Genomic DNA, 14,462 nt, shown 5'->3' with positions numbered 1-14,462 from the left:
GGCTAGATGGCGGGTCTTTTACTGGGCGTTTTCGGTCGACGCAAGGGGCAAGGATTGTTCGGTCGGCAAGAGCGCCGTGGCTGCTTCGGCGGCGGGGGAAGGGGTAACCTGTGGGCGCGCGGTGCTGGCCACGGGCACTTTCCATTCAAAGGCGTCCAGGCGCCCGGTCACCGGAGAAACGGGCTCCCATTCGTCGCTGACAATGCCATCGGCGGTCCAGGCCGGGTCGCGCGGCGCTCGAACGGCCCGGGCCAGCCATTCGCGGGCTTTCCCCTGGTCCCCGTTCTGCCCCTCCTCGATTTCGGCCATGAGGCTGGCAACGCCCTGGGTGGCGTCGCTGCCGGCAAAGGCGGCCAGCGCGTCGCGGGCGCGTGGCCAATCATAGGCGTCAATGGCCGCCCGGGCCATCGCCATGCCGGCAGCGCGGTGCGGGGGCGGCATTTCGACGATTTCGCCAAGACGCTTCAGGCGGTCGACGGCCGAGGCACCCGGCTGGGAATGGGCATAGAGCGCGGCAATATCGGGGTGACCGGTGGCCCGCCAGATGCGGCGCAGCAGGCTTTGCGCTCGCCGCACCTCGCCACGATTGGAATAGATGCGCGCCGCGATCAGCGCGGCCGGCACGAAATCTGGTAATAATTTGAGCGCGGTCAGGGCGTGATCGAGTGCTGCATTGGGCTGGCTGGTCTCAGTCTCCCGGGCTCTCGCCGTTTCGATGACGGCCTGGCGGCGGCGCTTTCTGGCCTTTTGTTCGCGGGTCGCGTTGGGCTCTGCATTGACCATGCCAACCGCTTCGGCCCATTGGCCGCGGCGGGCCAGATCGTTGAACACAGCCTCGCCTGCCCAGGCCGTTTCGGGAGCCAGTGACAAGGTCTTGCGGGCAAAGGTCAGGGCGGCATCGGGCCGGTTCTGGGCGCGGGCCTGATCATAGAGGCCGGTCAGGGCGGCGACGGCAGTTTTCTCGCTGGCGATCAACGCCCGGTAATGTTCGCGGGCGGCGGGCATGTCCCCCAGCGCCAGATCGGCGCGTGCTTCAAGCAGCTTGGCCGCGCCATTGTCGGGCAGGCGCGCCTGGGCCTCGCGGGCCATGATACGGGCGCGGGCCGGATCGCCGGCCTGCAGGGCGATAACGGCATCGGAGAGGGCATCGACGCCCTGTTCGCGCCGCCGCGCCGCACGGCGCCTGGCCATGGCCTTTGGCGCGCCAATGACACGACGGGCAATAGCCCAGGCGGCAATGACCAGGGCTGCAGCCACCAGAAGAATGACAACCGCGGTGCCCAGGCGAGGCTGCATGCGGTAGCCGGCCAATTCAAGGGTCAATGTGCCGGGCAGGGCGATGATCCAGGCGGCAATGCCGGCGATGACCAGGCTGCCGATGATCCAGGAGGCGAGACGGATCATGCGCCGTTCTCCCCGGTCAGGGCGTTTTGCCGCAATTGGGTGAGAAAGACCTCTGCGGCGGCCAATTGGGCAATGTCGCTGGCAATGTTTCCTGCGGCGGCTCGCATGGGCTCGGGCAAGGCGTTCAATTCGGCCTCTGCGGTGACGAAATCGCGGGCGGCAATGGCTGTTTCCAGCCGTGCAATGATGGCGTCGGGACTGGTGCCCTCCACAGCGCCGGTCGGTCTCATGGCGACCAGGCCCCGGAACCAGTCGGTCGCCGCGTCCTGCCAGTTGGCGTCGGCATCGGCAGGGCGGCCGGCCAGCATGTCGGGCAGGACCGCGGCAAAGCGATTTTGCACGGCGTCGGGCTGGGGCAGGCCCGTCGCAGCCTGACCGGCAATGGCCTCGGGCACCAGCAGATCGGGCTGTGCCCGGCGCAAGGCGGCCAATTCGGTTTCAAAGGGCCGGCCAGCCGCAAAGGCGCTTTCGAGGGAGGAGAAAATCAGCGGCAGACGGGCTGTTGCCAGGTTCGTATCATCGCTTGTATCGGCACTTTCGGTCAGGGCGGCGATTTCGGCGCGCGCCTCGGCCAGAAGGGCACTTGTCTGGGCCGAGCTGGTGCGCAGGGCGGTCAGTTCGTCTTCTATGGCGGCAAGGCTCTCGACCGCCGCGGTATCGGGCCCCTGGCTGGAGATATTGTCGATCCGCGCCGCCAGGGCGGCCAAGTCCTCGGCGCTCGCCAGGCCGGACAGGTCGGGTGCGGATGGTTGGTCGCTTTCCGCGGTTTCAAGCGCTGCGACGCGATTGCTCAGAGTGGAGAGCTCGTCCTGCACGGTGCCAGTCACTGTTTCGAGTTCAGGAATGGCGGTGGCGAACTGGCTGAGGCGCGGATCGGCCGGCGGCGGCAGTTGTGGGGATGCAGGCCATAGCCCATACCAGGCCAGGCCATAGGCTGCCCCCAGCCCAATCACCCCGCCCAAAAGGCCCGCCAGCCAAGCCCTGCCGGCGCTCGAGGCCTGGGACGTTTCACCGGGCGCGGTGGAGGGGCGCTCGGTTTTGCTTGAGGGATTGGCCGACCGGGTCGAATCAGCTGGCTTGGCGCCAGGAGCGGCTTTGGCCGTTCCTTCCAATACAGGCGGCTTTACGGCCCCGGACTTTCCGGCAGCGGTGCCAGTGGCGCCCGCATCTGCTTTGGGATCGGTTTGGGGCGTTTGCTTGCCGGTAGTGTCAGCCATGGCGCTTCCTTGTGCTTTGCTCCGATCATGGCCCAGTTTGCTCGCGGGCAAAAGCCAGCGCCAGCGTCATCATTGCTTCTTCGCTGGGATGGTCGGCCAGAAGAACACGAGTGAAATGATGTTCGAGCAGCGGCGCTGCAACATTTTCCGACAGGCAGATGACGGGCAGATTGCGCCGCTGGGGCTCGGCAATGGCCGGGGCGGCCAGGGCACAGAAAATCTCCGCCGTGCGGCGGGAATAAAAGAGGGCGGCGGCAAAGATGTTGGCGGCCAGGTCGCGACAGATCGCCTCGGACAGATCGGTCTCGGCGACCATTTCATAGACCGGAACAGTCACCACCATCAGGCCATAAGGGGCAAGGGCATGGGCCAGATCGCCGCTGAGATGTTTGGCTGAGGGATAGAGTACGGGGCCATCGAGCCGGGCCAGGGCGATGATCGTTGCCAGCGAATCAAGTGTGCCTTGGGCGGCGGTGACCTTGGTAAATCCCAATTGCCGCGCCTCATGGGCGGTGCGGTCGCCCACGGCGAAGACCGGTTTGTCGAGCACCGGCTCGAGCGGGGCCAGTTCGGACAGGGCCCGCAGGGCATTGGTGCTGGTCAAGGCCAGGGCCGCGAAGCCTTGGGGCGGCGGCAGATGGGCGTGAAGCGTCTGACGGCTCATCAGCGGGGCAATATCGGCCTCGATCTCGAGCGCGGCCAGCCGCTCCCGTGTCGCCTGCGCCTCCGGCTCGGGCCGGGTGATCAGCATACGCATCATTTTGCCCATTGGCCGAGCCAGTCCGGGCCGGCCTGGTCCAGAAGATCGCGCCCCACCGCCGCGCCCAGTGCCACCGGATCATCGCCGCTGGCTGCCGCGCGAAAACTGGTCTGGCCGTCAAGGCTGAGGATTTCGCCCTTGAGGGTGAGCACACCGTTTTCCCTTGTGGTCAGCGCACCGACCGGGGTGCGGCAGGAGCCATCGAGCACGCTGAGCATAGTGCGCTCGGCGGCGATGGCCATATGTGTTGCGGCGTGGTCGAGCGGGGCGATGATCTCCGCACTGTGCGTGTCACCCTGCCGGATGGCCAGGCCGATAGCGCCCTGGGCCGGTGCCGGCATAAAGTCCTGGGGATCGAGAATGGTGGTGGCGCGATGGCCTTCGCCGAGCCGGTTGAGGCCGGCCATGGCCAGCAGCGTCGCGTCGGCCACCCCGTCGAGCAGCTTTTGCAGGCGTGTATGCACATTACCCCGGAAGGGCACGATGCGCAGGTCGGGGCGCAGGCGCAATGCCTGAGCCGCCCGCCTGATCGAAGACGTACCGAAACGCGCGCCCTGGGGAAGGTTGTCGATGCCCTTGACCGATACCGAGATGAAGGCGTCGCGCACGTCCTCGCGCTCCAGAAAGGCGGCCAGGACAATGCCGTCGGGTAGACCGGTGGCCACGTCCTTGCTCGAATGCACGCCGATATCGATGCGTCCGCTCAGCAGCGCCTCGTCGATTTCCTTGGTGAAAACGCCCTTGCCGCCGATATCGGCGAGAGTGGTATTTTCTTTCTGGCTGCGGTCGCCGCCGGTTGAAAACACTTCAATCTCAATACGATCCTTGGCCACGCCATGGGCCTTAGAGAGCAGATCGCGCACCAGATTGGCCTGGGCCAGCGCCAGCGGGCTGCCACGCGTTCCAATTCGGGCGAAGGGGGTGGGCGATTGCATAATCAGGCAGTCCTAGTGTACGCGATAGGCTCATTTTGGAGTAGACCAGTTCGTCGTGACCGGGCAAGCACAAGCCATCATCCTGGGTATCGAAACCAGCTGCGACGAAACCGCCGCGGCGGTGGTCGTACGGGATCAATCGGGCCGGGGCACAATTCGTTCCAATGTGGTGCGGTCCCAGCTCGATGAGCATGCCGCCTTTGGCGGGGTGGTGCCGGAACTGGCGGCGCGGGCCCATGTGGAATGGCTTGACCACATTATCGCTCAGGCAGCGGACGAGGCCGGGATTGCGCTGGGCGAGGTCGACGCGATTGCGGCAACGGCTGGGCCCGGGCTGATCGGCGGCGTGCTGGTGGGATTGACCACGGGCAAGGCGCTGGCCGCGTCGCTCTACAAGCCGTTGATTGCCGTCAATCACCTCGAAGGCCATGCGTTGACCGCGCGGCTGACCGATCACGTGCAATTTCCTTATCTCATGCTGCTGGTGTCGGGCGGACACAGCCAGTTCGTGCTGGTGCGCGGCGTGGGCGATTACGAGCGCTGGGGCGGGACCATCGACGACGCTTTGGGCGAAGCTTTCGACAAGGTCGCCAAGCTCTTGAGCCTGGGGCATCCCGGCGGACCTGCAGTGGAGAAAATCGCACAATCTGGCGATGCCGGCCGCTTCAAATTTCCGCGTCCGCTCCTGCGCGAGCAGCGGTTGGACTTTTCCTTTTCCGGGCTCAAAACGGCCGTGCGGCTGCAGGCCGAGGCGCTGGCGCCTTTGAGCGACCAGGATGTGGCCGATATCGCTGCCAGCTTTCAGGCGGCGGTGACCGAGATTATCGCGGTGCGTGCGCGCCAGGCGCTGGAGCGGTTCGGAGCGGAATTGCCGGAGGCTGCGCCACAATTGGTGGTGGCGGGTGGCGTGGCGGCCAATCGGGCTATTGCTGGAGCGCTGCAGACCGTGACCGCGGAGATGGGCGCAAGGCTTGTCGTGCCACCGATTGGCCTTTGCACCGATAATGGTGCCATGGTGGCCTGGGCAGGGGCCGAACGGCTAGCGCTGGGCGCGGTCGACGGGCTGGCGGTCGAAGCGCGGCCGCGCTGGCCGCTCGATGCACCCGGCATGAAGGTGGGAGCAGATGCGGCTTGAAACCACAGCGGTGATCGGCGGCGGCGCCTGGGGTACGGCCCTGGCGCAGGCGGCTGCCATGGCCGGGCGGCAAACCAGGCTGGTGGTCCGCACCGCCGAGCAGGCTCAGGCCATCAATAGGGATCATGTCAACGCATCGGCATTGCCGGGGCAGGGCCTGCTCCCCGATATTGTGGCGACGGATCGATTGGACCCGGCCGATATTGTTATCCTGGCAGTGCCGGCGCAATCGACGCGCACATTGCTCTCTGGCCTCGAACCCGATCTGCTGGCGGGCAGGCCGGTCGTGCTGTCGGCCAAGGGGTTGGAGACTGGCACGCTGGCGCGACAGAGCGAGATTCTCCTCGATATGGCGCCAGAGGCCATACCCTATGTGCTGTCCGGTCCCAGTTTTGCGGCCGATGTTGCGGCCGGTCGGCCGACGGCGGTGACGTTGGCAGGGGACGATGCCAGCGATACTTCGGATCTCGCAGCGGCGCTGGCCGGTCCCAGTTTCCGGCCCTATGCGGCTGATGACCGGATCGGGGTGGAGATCGCCGGCGCGCTCAAAAATGTCTATGCTCTGGCCTGCGGCGCCGTGGACGGCGCCAGTTTGGGGGCATCGGCGCGCGCTGCATTGATAGCGCGAGGCTATGCGGAAATGGCGCGGGTGGTCACCGCCATGGGCGGCTCGGCCCATACGCTGACTGGGCTTGCCGGGCTGGGCGATCTGGCCTTGACCTGCACTTCGGTGCAATCGCGAAACTATCAATTCGGCATGGCGCTGGGCGCCGGCCGGGCCACCCACGATATTGTCGCGTCCGGTGCCAAGCTGGCTGAGGGCGTGGCCACCGCACCGGTTGCGGCGGCGCTGGCCAAGAGTCTGGGGATCGATGCACCGCTGATCGACGCGGTCGATGCCGTAGTTGCCGGCAAGGCGGATATTGCAGCTATTGTTGCGGGATTGATGTCCCGCCCGCTCAAAAGGGAAGCCTGAAACATGCTTTATGCGATGATTGCCAAGGACGCGCCCGGCGCATTGCAGACGCGCCTTGATATCCGTCCGGCGCATCTGGACCACCTCAATTCACTGGGCAAGAAACTGGTTTTTGCCGGTGCATTGCTCAATACCGAAGAACAGCCGGAAGGCTCGATCGTGGTGTTCGAGGCGGCCGATTTAGCCGAAGCCGAGGCCCTGGCTGCGGCCGATCCCTTCGTGCCGGCTGGCGTTTTTGCCAGCTATGAGGTCAAACGGTGGCGCATTGCCATCAATACAACCGGGGTGGAGCTCTGAGTCATGGCCTATTGGCTGATGAAGTCGGAACCAGATGTCTTTTCCTTCGACGACCTGGTGGCCAAGACGGCCAAGGGTGAGGCCGAGGAATGGCACGGGGTGCGCAATTATGCGGCGCGCAACAATATGCGGGAGATGAAAGTGGGCGACGAAGCCTTCTTTTATCATTCCAATATCGGCAAGGACATTGTGGGCATTATGAAGATTGTGGCACCCGCCCATCCCGACAGCACGGCCGAACTCAATGCCAAGGGCGAGGTGGTGTGGGAATGCGTCGATGTGCAGTCGGTCAAGCCGTTTCCCCGGCCGGTGAGCCTGGCGGAAATCAAGGCGACACCCGAACTGGCGGGGCTTGAGCTGGTCAAACTCTCGAGGCTTTCGGTGTCCAAGGTCAGCGATGCCGAATGGGCCCTGATTTGCAAAATGGGTGGCTTGTAGCCGTCCTCTCGGGGCCAGGCGCGCCAGTGGCGCGACTGGAGGCTACAAGGCCCGGAGAGCTATGCTCGCAGGGCGGGCACTTCCGTCCTCTCGGGGCCAGGCGCGCCAGTGGCGCGACTGGAGGCTACAAGGCCCGGAGAGCTATGCTCGCAGGGCTCGAATCCCTCTCTGTTCAGGTCCCGCAAATCGGCTTAAATTCCCCGGTGCAACGTTGCGAGGGGGAAGAGAAATGAATTTTCTTGCCGTCAATTGGCTGGCTATCGTGCTGGCTACCGTGGCCAGCATGGCATTGGGTGCGGCTTGGTATGGCGTTTTGTCCAGGCAGTGGCTGGAGGCGTCCGGGCGTCGAAAAGAGGATATCGATCCCAAGGACTTCATGCCCTATGTCTTTGCGGTCATCGTGCAGCTCGTCATGGCCTATTTTCTGGCCGTGCTGACGCCGCCGCTGGCCGGCGCCATGACTGTGGGGCATGGGCTGCAGATCGCCTTTCTGATGTGGCTGGGTTTTGTGCTGACCTCGATGGTCCTCAACCATCGCTATCAGGGCAAGCCCTGGTCGCTGACCGCCATCGATAGCGGCTATATACTAGCCGCTCTCCTGGTCCAGGGCGTGGTGTTGGGCCTGTTTGGCTAGCGCTTTTGCCGGGCGCGGGTCTTAACTTTCAGCGCCCATTGGCGGGGTCTTTGCCGGCTCTGCCAATGGGGCATATTTGTTGAGCAGCGGCAGCTGGGTCATGGAGAAGATCACGGTCAACGGCATGATGCCCCAGACCTTGAAGGCGACCCAGAAATCGGTCGAGAAACTGCGCCAGACCACTTCGTTGAGCACGGCCAGGACGACAAAGAACAGACCCCAATTGAGGGTCAGCTTCCACCAGCCCTCGGGCCGCAGCTTATAGACATCCCCGAAGACATATTTGAGCAGCGACTGGCCGAAGAGCAGCCCGCCCAGCAGCACCGATGCGAAAAGCGTATTGGTGATGGTGGGCTTGATCTTGATGAAGGTGTCGTCCTGCAGCCAAAGCGTCAGGCCACCAAAAACCAGCACTACGACGCCGGTGACCAGCGGCATGACGGCTATTTTCTTCAGGATAAACCAGCTCAGCGCCAAGGACAGAACCATGGCCGCCATGAACCAGGCGGTGGCGACAAAAATATCGGCGCGGCCGTTCATGATGAAAAAGACGACCAGCGGCCCAAGCTCAAGCGCCAGCTTGATGATCTGGGGCCGTGTCTCGTCCCAATTGATTTCCGGTTCGGCTTTTTCCGTCATCAGTCTTTCCGTAGCGTTGCAGCCAATGTGATGGCAGCTTTGCCCCGATGCAAGCCGATAGCGGGTAAGAGTGGTCAGATTTTGACTGTACCCAGAGGTCTTTTCCTCTCCCCATCGGGGAGAGAGGTGGCCCGGCGAAGCCGAGTCGGCGAGGGGAACTCTCCCCGCCACTCAACATCGCTTTCGTGGCCGTCTCACCTCAAATCGTTCCAATGGAACGATTTGCCGCTACGCGGACGGTTAGAGGCCTGCGATGGCGCGCGCAAAATCTTTGGCCTCGAAAGGCTCGAGATCGCCGACGCCCTCGCCGACGCCGATATAGTGGACCGGCAGGCCGAACTTTTTCGCGATGGCCACGAGAATACCGCCACGGGCGGTGCCATCGAGCTTGGTCATGACCAGACCGGTTACGCCAGCGCGCTGGCCGAAAATTTCAACCTGCTTAAGGGCATTCTGGCCGGTGGTGGCATCGAGGGTCAGCAGGGTCGCATGTGGCGCCTCGGGCTCCACTTTCTTGATAACGCGAATGACCTTTTCGAGCTCATTCATCAATTCGTCGCGGTTTTGCAGACGACCGGCGGTATCGATGATCAATATGTCGCGACCCTCGGCCTTGGCCTGGGTAACGGCGTCGAAGGCCAGGCCTGACGCGTCTGCTCCGGCCGGCTTGGCGATCACCGGTGCGCCGGTGCGCTGGCCCCAGACCTGCAATTGCTCGATGGCTGCCGCGCGGAAAGTGTCGCCAGCGGCGAGCATGACCGATTTTCCCTCGGCCGCAAATTTCTGCGCCAGTTTGCCGATTGTAGTGGTCTTGCCCGAGCCATTGACGCCGATCATCAGAATAACGAACGGCCTTTTGGTGCTGTCGATCGTTAGCGGTTGGGCGACGGGGCCAAGGACTTGTTCGACCTCGGCGGCCAGAACGGCGCGCACATCGTCGCCCGAGACATCCTTGTCGAAGCGGTCGCGGCGCAGGGCCTCGGTGATGGCCATGGCCGTGTCGATGCCAAGATCGGCCTGGATCAGCACGTCCTCAAGCTCATCGAGCGTGGCGGCATCGAGCTTGCGCTTGGTAAAAACCGAGGTGATCGAATTGGTGAGGTTATCCGAGGACCGCTTGAGGCCTGAGGCGAGGCGGGCAAACCAGCCCTTTGGCTGTTCAGGTTCGGCTACCGGCTGCGGCGCAGCAGCCAGCTCGTCCTCCACATCCTCGATATAGTCGGGCGTGGTCTCGGGTGGGCCGGGCGGCAGATCGTGCTCGGGCACCGGAGGCGGTTCGGTCGGCTCGACTGGCGTTGTTGGTTCGGTCTCCGGCTCGGGCACATCGGGGATGGCGTCCGGGGTCACCGGCGTTTCCGAGGTGGTCTCCTCAGGCGCGGGTGCTGGTTCGGGCTGATTGCCGCCAAACAGGCGCTGGAAGAAGCCGGGTTTCTTTTCGCTCATGCGATGTCCTTGATAATCACGCCGCGGCCTGACGGGGTGTGCCGGCCAGCCCGTCATCGCTCAGTCCGGAAATCCGAACGTCGAGCAATTGGCCAGCCTCGGCTCCGGCAATGCGCACGGGGATGAATTGTTCAGTCCGCCCCAGGCCGTTGCGTTCAACCAGAACAGATTCTGTCTGTCCAATGCGGCTGTTGCACAGCGCGCGGAACTGGGTCTCGCCCGCCTCGCGCAAGCGGCCGGCGCGCTTGCGGGCCACGGCCTTGTTCACCTGCGGCATGCGTGCTGCGGGCGTACCGGGGCGCGGCGAATAGGGAAAGGCATGGATATAGGTCAAATTCGCCTCCAGGATGAAGCGCAGCGAATTTTCGAACATTTCGTCCGTTTCGGTGGGGAAGCCGGCGATAATATCGGCGCCAAAGACCATGTCGGGCCGCAGCGCGCGCAGCTTATCGACCACGGCCAGGGCATCATCGCGCAGATGCCGGCGCTTCATGCGCTTGAGGATCATGTCATCGCCCGATTGCAGCGAGAGATGCAGATGCGGCATCAGGCGCCTGTCGGACACGGCTTCATAAAGGGCCGGATCGGCCTCGATGGAATCGATCGAGGAGATGCGCAGGCGCGGCAGGTCCGGCACGTGTTTCAGGATCGACTGAGTCAGCTTGCCCAGCGTCGGCGCGCCGGGCAGGTCGGGGCCGTAGGAGGTGATGTCGACCCCGGTCAAAACCACTTCGGAATAGCCATTGGCGACGAGCTTTTTGATCTGTTCGACGACAAGGCCCATGGGAACCGAACGGGACGGGCCGCGGCCATAGGGAATGATGCAGAAGGTGCAGCGATGATCGCAGCCATTTTGCACCTGCACAAAGGCGCGGGTGCGGCCATCCATGCCCTCGATGAGGTGTCCGGCGGTTTCCCGCACACTCATAATGTCGTTGACCTGCACCTTGTCGTTAAGGGGCGTGCCAAAGACCATGGGCTTATAGCTTTCGGCCTTGAGCTTGTCGGCATTGCCGATAACGAGATCCACCTCATCCATGTCGCCAAAGCTGCGCGCCTCGGTCTGGGCGGCGCAGCCAGTAACGATGATGCGGGCTTCGGGATTGTCGCGGCGGGCCTTGCGCACAGCCTGCTTGGCTTGCCGGACTGCCTCGGCCGTTACCGCGCAGGTATTGATAATGATGGCATTGTCGAGCCCGGCCTTTTCGGCCTCGGCTTTCATCACCTCGCCTTCATAGGCATTGAGGCGGCAGCCGAAAGTCAGTGTTTCGACCGCCATCAGGCCGCCTCGCTGCGCGTCCAGGTGCCGGTCGCTGGATCGAGCCTGCCGGACCACTCGTTTTCGGCGGGGCCGGTCAGGGTCACATGGTCGTTGTCGAGCCATTCCACCACAAGATCGCCGCCGGGCACGGTCACGGTCGCCTTGCGGGCGGTGCGGCGGGTGCGGGCGCCATTGACCAGGGCCGCGCAAGCGGCCGTGCCGCAGGCCTCGGTCAGGCCCGCGCCACGCTCCCAGGTCCTGAGGATGATACGGTCGGGGGCGACGACATTGGCAATGGATATATTGGCGCGCTCGGGAAAGAGCGGATGGTTTTCCAGCAGCGGTCCAAACCGGTCGAGCGCATAGGACCACACGTCGTCCTTGACCCAGAACGTGGCGTGGGGATTGCCCATGGAAGCGACCGAAGGGGAATGCAGGACCGGCGCGTCTATCGGGCCGATCTGGAGTTCCACCTTGCGGGTATCGGCAAATTCCTCATTGAGCGGAATGTCGTACCAGGCGAATTTTGGCGTGCCCATATCCACCGTGATCAGGCCGTTTTCGGCCTCTTCGCCAAACAGGATGCCGGCTATGGTTTCAAAGGTGAAACGCTGCCGGCCCTGTTCGGCGCTCAGCGTCTGGACCACGCAGCGCATGCCATTGCCGCAGGCTTGGGCCCTGCTGCCGTCGGAATTGATAATCTCGATATAGTTTGCCGTGCCCGGTGTCCTGGGATCGTGGATGGCCATGATCTGGTCAAAGCGCGTTTCGGCGCGCGCATTGATGGCAATAGCGGCCTCGGGCGTGATGCGGGCCGCGGTGCCGCGCATATCGGCAACGATTATCTGGTTGCCCAGTCCGTTCATTTTGAAAAAGGGGACGTCGCTCACGCCGCAATTCCACATTTGTGCCGCCCGGCAGGGCAGGTTTGCCGTCCTATATGGCGGAACTGACCTGTAATTGCCAGTCCGGCCCGTCGCGCGACGGACACGACCTGCCTGTCGATATCATCAGGGCGCTAAAATTTTCTTTTAGTTTTAACTATTTGCGTTGGGCTCGATCTTAACCAGCCGACCAGCTTTGGGATGCATATGGGTGTAGATGCGTTAGGCTGAGCTACCAATAATTTCTTCAGCGCCGCTCTTTCCGGGGACCGCACCGATGAATATGCCGCTCATTTCCGATCAGATCATTACCGACTGGCAGCCCCATTACCCCCAGATCTGGGGCAGCCAGGCATTGCGCCTGCAACATAGCCTGGCCAATTCGCCCCTGTTTACCGATACGGCTCTGGCCGCGTTGATCGAAAACAGCCCGCGCGAGGCCTATCACGTCAATTATTCGCAGAAGACGCCGGGCAATCCGCCCAAGCGGCGGGAGGGCGAGATCAAGGGGCTGTCGGGCGCCGAGGTGATCGAGACGGTCAAAAACGGCAATATCTGGGTCAATCTCGTGGCCCCGGCCAAGACCAACCCGGCCTATGGCGAATTGCTCGATAGCCTTTATGCCGAATTCGAGGAGCGGGTGCCCGGGTTCAAGAGCTATAAGCGGAACCTGACCATTCTCATTTCCTCGCCCAATGTCTCGGTGAAATACCATTCTGACGTGCCGGGCCAGAGCCTGTGGCAGGTGCGCGGCACCAAGAAGGTTTATGTCTATCCCGCCCAGGCCCCCTTCATTTCCCAGCCGGCGCTGGAAAAGCTGATCCTGGGACAATTGCGCGAAACCGATATGCCTTTCGAGCCATGGTTCGACGATTTCGCCCAGGTCTATGATCTGGAAGCGGGGCAGATGCTGCATTGGCCGCTCAACGGTCCGCATCGCGTGGTCAATCACGGCATGCTCAATGTCAGTTTCACCACCGAGCATTGGACCGATGATCTGCGCAAGCATTATGCGGTCAATTATGCCAATGGCGTGCTGCGCTCCAAATTGGGAATGCACAAGCTCAGCCAGCAGGTGACCGGCCTTTCCTATCTCACCAAGTTGGGCATTGCCGGGGCGGTGAAGTTCTCGCCGCTTAATCCGCAAAAGAAGAAAGTCTACAGCGTCGACTTCCAGGTCGACCCATCGGCGCCCGAGGGTGTGCGGGATATTCCGGCGCACAGTTTCGAGAAATGAGTATTGCCGGCGCGATTTCCGGTTCAAGAGACCGCCGCGCCCGGGGCGCGCAAGCAGCCAGCCGCGGTCTGCGGGCCTCGGTTGTGCAGACCGGAGCGGCCCTCGAGGTTCTGGCGCACCGGTGGCTCGAACTGGAAACGCGCAGCAGCGGTCTGGGCTTGTTTCAAAGCCTGGGCTGGGTCAAAGCGGTCTTTGCTTTCGAGGCGGCGCGCGGCAATCGGGATTTCGATCCCGTCATTGCCGTGGCTGAAGATGACAGGCGATTGGTCGCTGTGCTGCCGCTCGAGCGCATCCGGACCGGCAGGCGGTCACTGCTGGTGCCTTTGGGACATGCCTTTGCGCAAGTGTCGGATGTCCTGATCGATGCCGATACCGATGCGGGCGAGGCTGTGTCCCGTTTGCTGCATGCGGCCCTGGCGGCATCGCCTGCCGACGGGGTGAGCCTACTCAAGGTGCGCGATGGCTCGGCGCTGGCTCGGGGCATGCCCAGAACCTGTATCCAAACCGGCGAGGCGCAGGGCGCGCCCTATGTCGCACTCGACGCCTATGTCGATTTTGCCAGCTATTTTTCGTCCATCCGGGCCAAGACGCGCAAGAATATGCGCAATGCGCGCAATCGCCTGGAGCGGTCCGGCCCTGCCACATTGCGCCGTCTTGACCGACCCGAGGATCAGCGGGCGCTGATTGCGCGTACGCTGGAAGGGCGGGCAGATCGGCTCAGCGAGCAGGGGCTGACCTCGCGCGCCTTCCGCGAAGGCGGGTTTGCCGATTTCTGCACGAGCCTTGTAGGGCGCGACGATATCGATATTCGCGCCTTTGTTCTGTTGCATAATGACCAGCCTCTGGCCGAGCAGTGGGGCTTCGTCCATGGCGATCGCTACTACGCCTATGTGGCCAGCCGCGACTTCTCCCATTCCGAGGAAAGTCCTGGCAGGCTGCAATTGAGCGATATTATCCGAGCCTGCGCGGAAGAGGGTCTTAAAGGCTGCGATCTGGGTGTACCGGCCATGCCGTACAAACTGACATTTGCCACACAGACCGTGGTGGTGCGCGACTATGCACTGCCAGCCACGCCGCGCGGCTGGGTCATGTTCCGGGTCTGGGACGTGCTGTTGCGGCCCGCAATAAAGCGGCTGGTTCTGGCCCTACCGACGCGGTTGCGTTCGCGCCTGATGCGGCTGGCAGGGCATGGGCATTAATCC

At 63.3% G+C, this 14,462-nt stretch carries 15 protein-coding genes; 7 read left to right on the top strand and 8 right to left on the bottom strand.

Going from position 1 to position 14,462, the window contains the following annotated elements; all coding sequences use genetic code 11:
• Window positions 1-18 precede the first annotated feature (18 nt).
• The 4 genes from V8Z65_RS17255 to hemC are packed head-to-tail and all read right to left on the bottom strand — an operon-like array spanning window position 19 to window position 4,316.
• Entirely contained in the window at window positions 19-1,404 is a 1,386-nt protein-coding gene (locus V8Z65_RS17255; protein ID WP_338721384.1) for a heme biosynthesis HemY N-terminal domain-containing protein, read from the bottom strand.
• A complete protein-coding gene (locus V8Z65_RS17250) occupies window positions 1,401-2,621 on the bottom strand; it encodes a hypothetical protein (RefSeq protein WP_338721383.1) in 1,221 nt (406 codons plus the stop codon). Before V8Z65_RS17250 ends, V8Z65_RS17255 begins: the two co-directional genes overlap by 4 nt.
• 25 nt (window positions 2,622-2,646) lie before the next feature.
• Complete coding sequence (locus V8Z65_RS17245; protein ID WP_338721382.1) at window positions 2,647-3,381, bottom strand: uroporphyrinogen-III synthase; 735 nt, start codon at window positions 3,379-3,381, stop codon at window positions 2,647-2,649.
• A complete protein-coding gene (gene hemC / locus V8Z65_RS17240) occupies window positions 3,378-4,316 on the bottom strand; it encodes a hydroxymethylbilane synthase (RefSeq protein ID WP_338721381.1) in 939 nt (312 codons plus the stop codon). Before hemC ends, V8Z65_RS17245 begins: the two co-directional genes overlap by 4 nt.
• 55 nt (window positions 4,317-4,371) lie before the next feature.
• On the opposite strand from hemC, the gene tsaD reads away from it, so the two are divergent.
• From tsaD to V8Z65_RS17215, 5 genes are all read left to right on the top strand, one after another.
• Window positions 4,372-5,451 carry a tRNA (adenosine(37)-N6)-threonylcarbamoyltransferase complex transferase subunit TsaD gene (gene tsaD / locus V8Z65_RS17235; protein WP_338721380.1) on the top strand — a complete coding sequence of 360 codons (1,080 nt, stop codon included), beginning with the start codon at window positions 4,372-4,374 and terminating at the stop codon, window positions 5,449-5,451.
• A complete protein-coding gene (locus tag V8Z65_RS17230) occupies window positions 5,441-6,427 on the top strand; it encodes an NAD(P)H-dependent glycerol-3-phosphate dehydrogenase (protein WP_338721379.1) in 987 nt (328 codons plus the stop codon). The genes tsaD and V8Z65_RS17230 overlap by 11 nt, the downstream gene beginning before the upstream one ends.
• A 3-nt stretch (window positions 6,428-6,430) precedes the next feature.
• On the top strand, window positions 6,431-6,724 hold the full coding sequence (locus V8Z65_RS17225) for a YciI family protein (RefSeq protein ID WP_338721378.1): 294 nt from the start codon (window positions 6,431-6,433) through the stop codon (window positions 6,722-6,724).
• 3 nt (window positions 6,725-6,727) lie between these two features.
• Window positions 6,728-7,162, top strand: a complete 435-nt coding sequence (locus V8Z65_RS17220; protein WP_338721377.1) for an EVE domain-containing protein — start codon at window positions 6,728-6,730, stop codon at window positions 7,160-7,162.
• A gap of 229 nt (window positions 7,163-7,391) precedes the next feature.
• Window positions 7,392-7,796, top strand: a complete 405-nt coding sequence (locus V8Z65_RS17215) for a DUF1761 domain-containing protein (RefSeq protein ID WP_338721376.1) — start codon at window positions 7,392-7,394, stop codon at window positions 7,794-7,796.
• A 21-nt stretch (window positions 7,797-7,817) separates the two neighbouring features.
• Here the strand turns inward: V8Z65_RS17215 and V8Z65_RS17210 are convergent, their stop codons facing one another.
• The 4 genes from V8Z65_RS17210 to dapF form a co-directional block, all read right to left on the bottom strand.
• Complete coding sequence (locus tag V8Z65_RS17210) at window positions 7,818-8,435, bottom strand: septation protein A (RefSeq protein ID WP_338721375.1); 618 nt, start codon at window positions 8,433-8,435, stop codon at window positions 7,818-7,820.
• Between the two features lie 240 nt (window positions 8,436-8,675).
• Entirely contained in the window at window positions 8,676-9,878 is a 1,203-nt protein-coding gene (ftsY, locus tag V8Z65_RS17205; RefSeq protein ID WP_338721374.1) for a signal recognition particle-docking protein FtsY, read from the bottom strand.
• Between the two features lie 16 nt (window positions 9,879-9,894).
• On the bottom strand, window positions 9,895-11,157 hold the full coding sequence (mtaB, locus tag V8Z65_RS17200) for a tRNA (N(6)-L-threonylcarbamoyladenosine(37)-C(2))-methylthiotransferase MtaB (RefSeq protein WP_338721373.1): 1,263 nt from the start codon (window positions 11,155-11,157) through the stop codon (window positions 9,895-9,897).
• Window positions 11,157-12,005 (bottom strand): diaminopimelate epimerase, encoded by an 849-nt coding sequence (dapF, locus tag V8Z65_RS17195; RefSeq protein WP_338724062.1) that lies wholly within the window; start codon window positions 12,003-12,005, stop codon window positions 11,157-11,159. Before dapF ends, mtaB begins: the two co-directional genes overlap by 1 nt.
• 295 nt (window positions 12,006-12,300) lie before the next feature.
• On the opposite strand from dapF, the gene V8Z65_RS17190 reads away from it, so the two are divergent.
• Together V8Z65_RS17190 and V8Z65_RS17185 are read left to right on the top strand one after the other, a co-directional pair.
• Window positions 12,301-13,260, top strand: coding sequence for a hypothetical protein (locus V8Z65_RS17190; RefSeq protein ID WP_338721372.1), 960 nt, complete (start codon window positions 12,301-12,303; stop codon window positions 13,258-13,260).
• Window positions 13,257-14,459: a GNAT family N-acetyltransferase gene (locus V8Z65_RS17185; RefSeq protein WP_338721371.1), complete on the top strand. Its 1,203-nt coding sequence runs from the start codon at window positions 13,257-13,259 to the stop codon at window positions 14,457-14,459. Before V8Z65_RS17190 ends, V8Z65_RS17185 begins: the two co-directional genes overlap by 4 nt.
• The last annotated feature ends 3 nt before the right edge of the window (window positions 14,460-14,462 follow it).

This window comes from Devosia sp. XK-2 (assembly GCF_037113415.1).
GTDB lineage: Bacteria > Pseudomonadota > Alphaproteobacteria > Rhizobiales > Devosiaceae > Devosia.
Note: the sequence above shows the minus strand (reverse complement) of the source record. Positions and strands in the feature narration are given on the sequence as shown.

Bases quoted from the DNA above. Each gene is read 5' to 3' on its own strand.
- V8Z65_RS17255 (WP_338721384.1), bottom strand. From the start codon at position 1,404: ATGATCCGTCTCGCCTCCTGGATCATCGGCAGCCTGGTCATCGCCGGC.
- V8Z65_RS17250 (WP_338721383.1), bottom strand. From the start codon at position 2,621: ATGGCTGACACTACCGGCAAGCAAACGCCCCAAACCGATCCCAAAGCA.
- V8Z65_RS17245 (WP_338721382.1), bottom strand. From the start codon at position 3,381: ATGATGCGTATGCTGATCACCCGGCCCGAGCCGGAGGCGCAGGCGACA.
- hemC (WP_338721381.1), bottom strand. From the start codon at position 4,316: ATGCAATCGCCCACCCCCTTCGCCCGAATTGGAACGCGTGGCAGCCCG.
- V8Z65_RS17230 (WP_338721379.1), top strand. From the start codon at position 5,441: ATGCGGCTTGAAACCACAGCGGTGATCGGCGGCGGCGCCTGGGGTACG.
- V8Z65_RS17225 (WP_338721378.1), top strand. From the start codon at position 6,431: ATGCTTTATGCGATGATTGCCAAGGACGCGCCCGGCGCATTGCAGACG.
- V8Z65_RS17220 (WP_338721377.1), top strand. From the start codon at position 6,728: ATGGCCTATTGGCTGATGAAGTCGGAACCAGATGTCTTTTCCTTCGAC.
- V8Z65_RS17215 (WP_338721376.1), top strand. From the start codon at position 7,392: ATGAATTTTCTTGCCGTCAATTGGCTGGCTATCGTGCTGGCTACCGTG.
- V8Z65_RS17210 (WP_338721375.1), bottom strand. From the start codon at position 8,435: ATGACGGAAAAAGCCGAACCGGAAATCAATTGGGACGAGACACGGCCC.
- ftsY (WP_338721374.1), bottom strand. From the start codon at position 9,878: ATGAGCGAAAAGAAACCCGGCTTCTTCCAGCGCCTGTTTGGCGGCAAT.
- mtaB (WP_338721373.1), bottom strand. From the start codon at position 11,157: ATGGCGGTCGAAACACTGACTTTCGGCTGCCGCCTCAATGCCTATGAA.
- dapF (WP_338724062.1), bottom strand. From the start codon at position 12,005: ATGAACGGACTGGGCAACCAGATAATCGTTGCCGATATGCGCGGCACC.
- V8Z65_RS17190 (WP_338721372.1), top strand. From the start codon at position 12,301: ATGAATATGCCGCTCATTTCCGATCAGATCATTACCGACTGGCAGCCC.
- V8Z65_RS17185 (WP_338721371.1), top strand. From the start codon at position 13,257: ATGAGTATTGCCGGCGCGATTTCCGGTTCAAGAGACCGCCGCGCCCGG.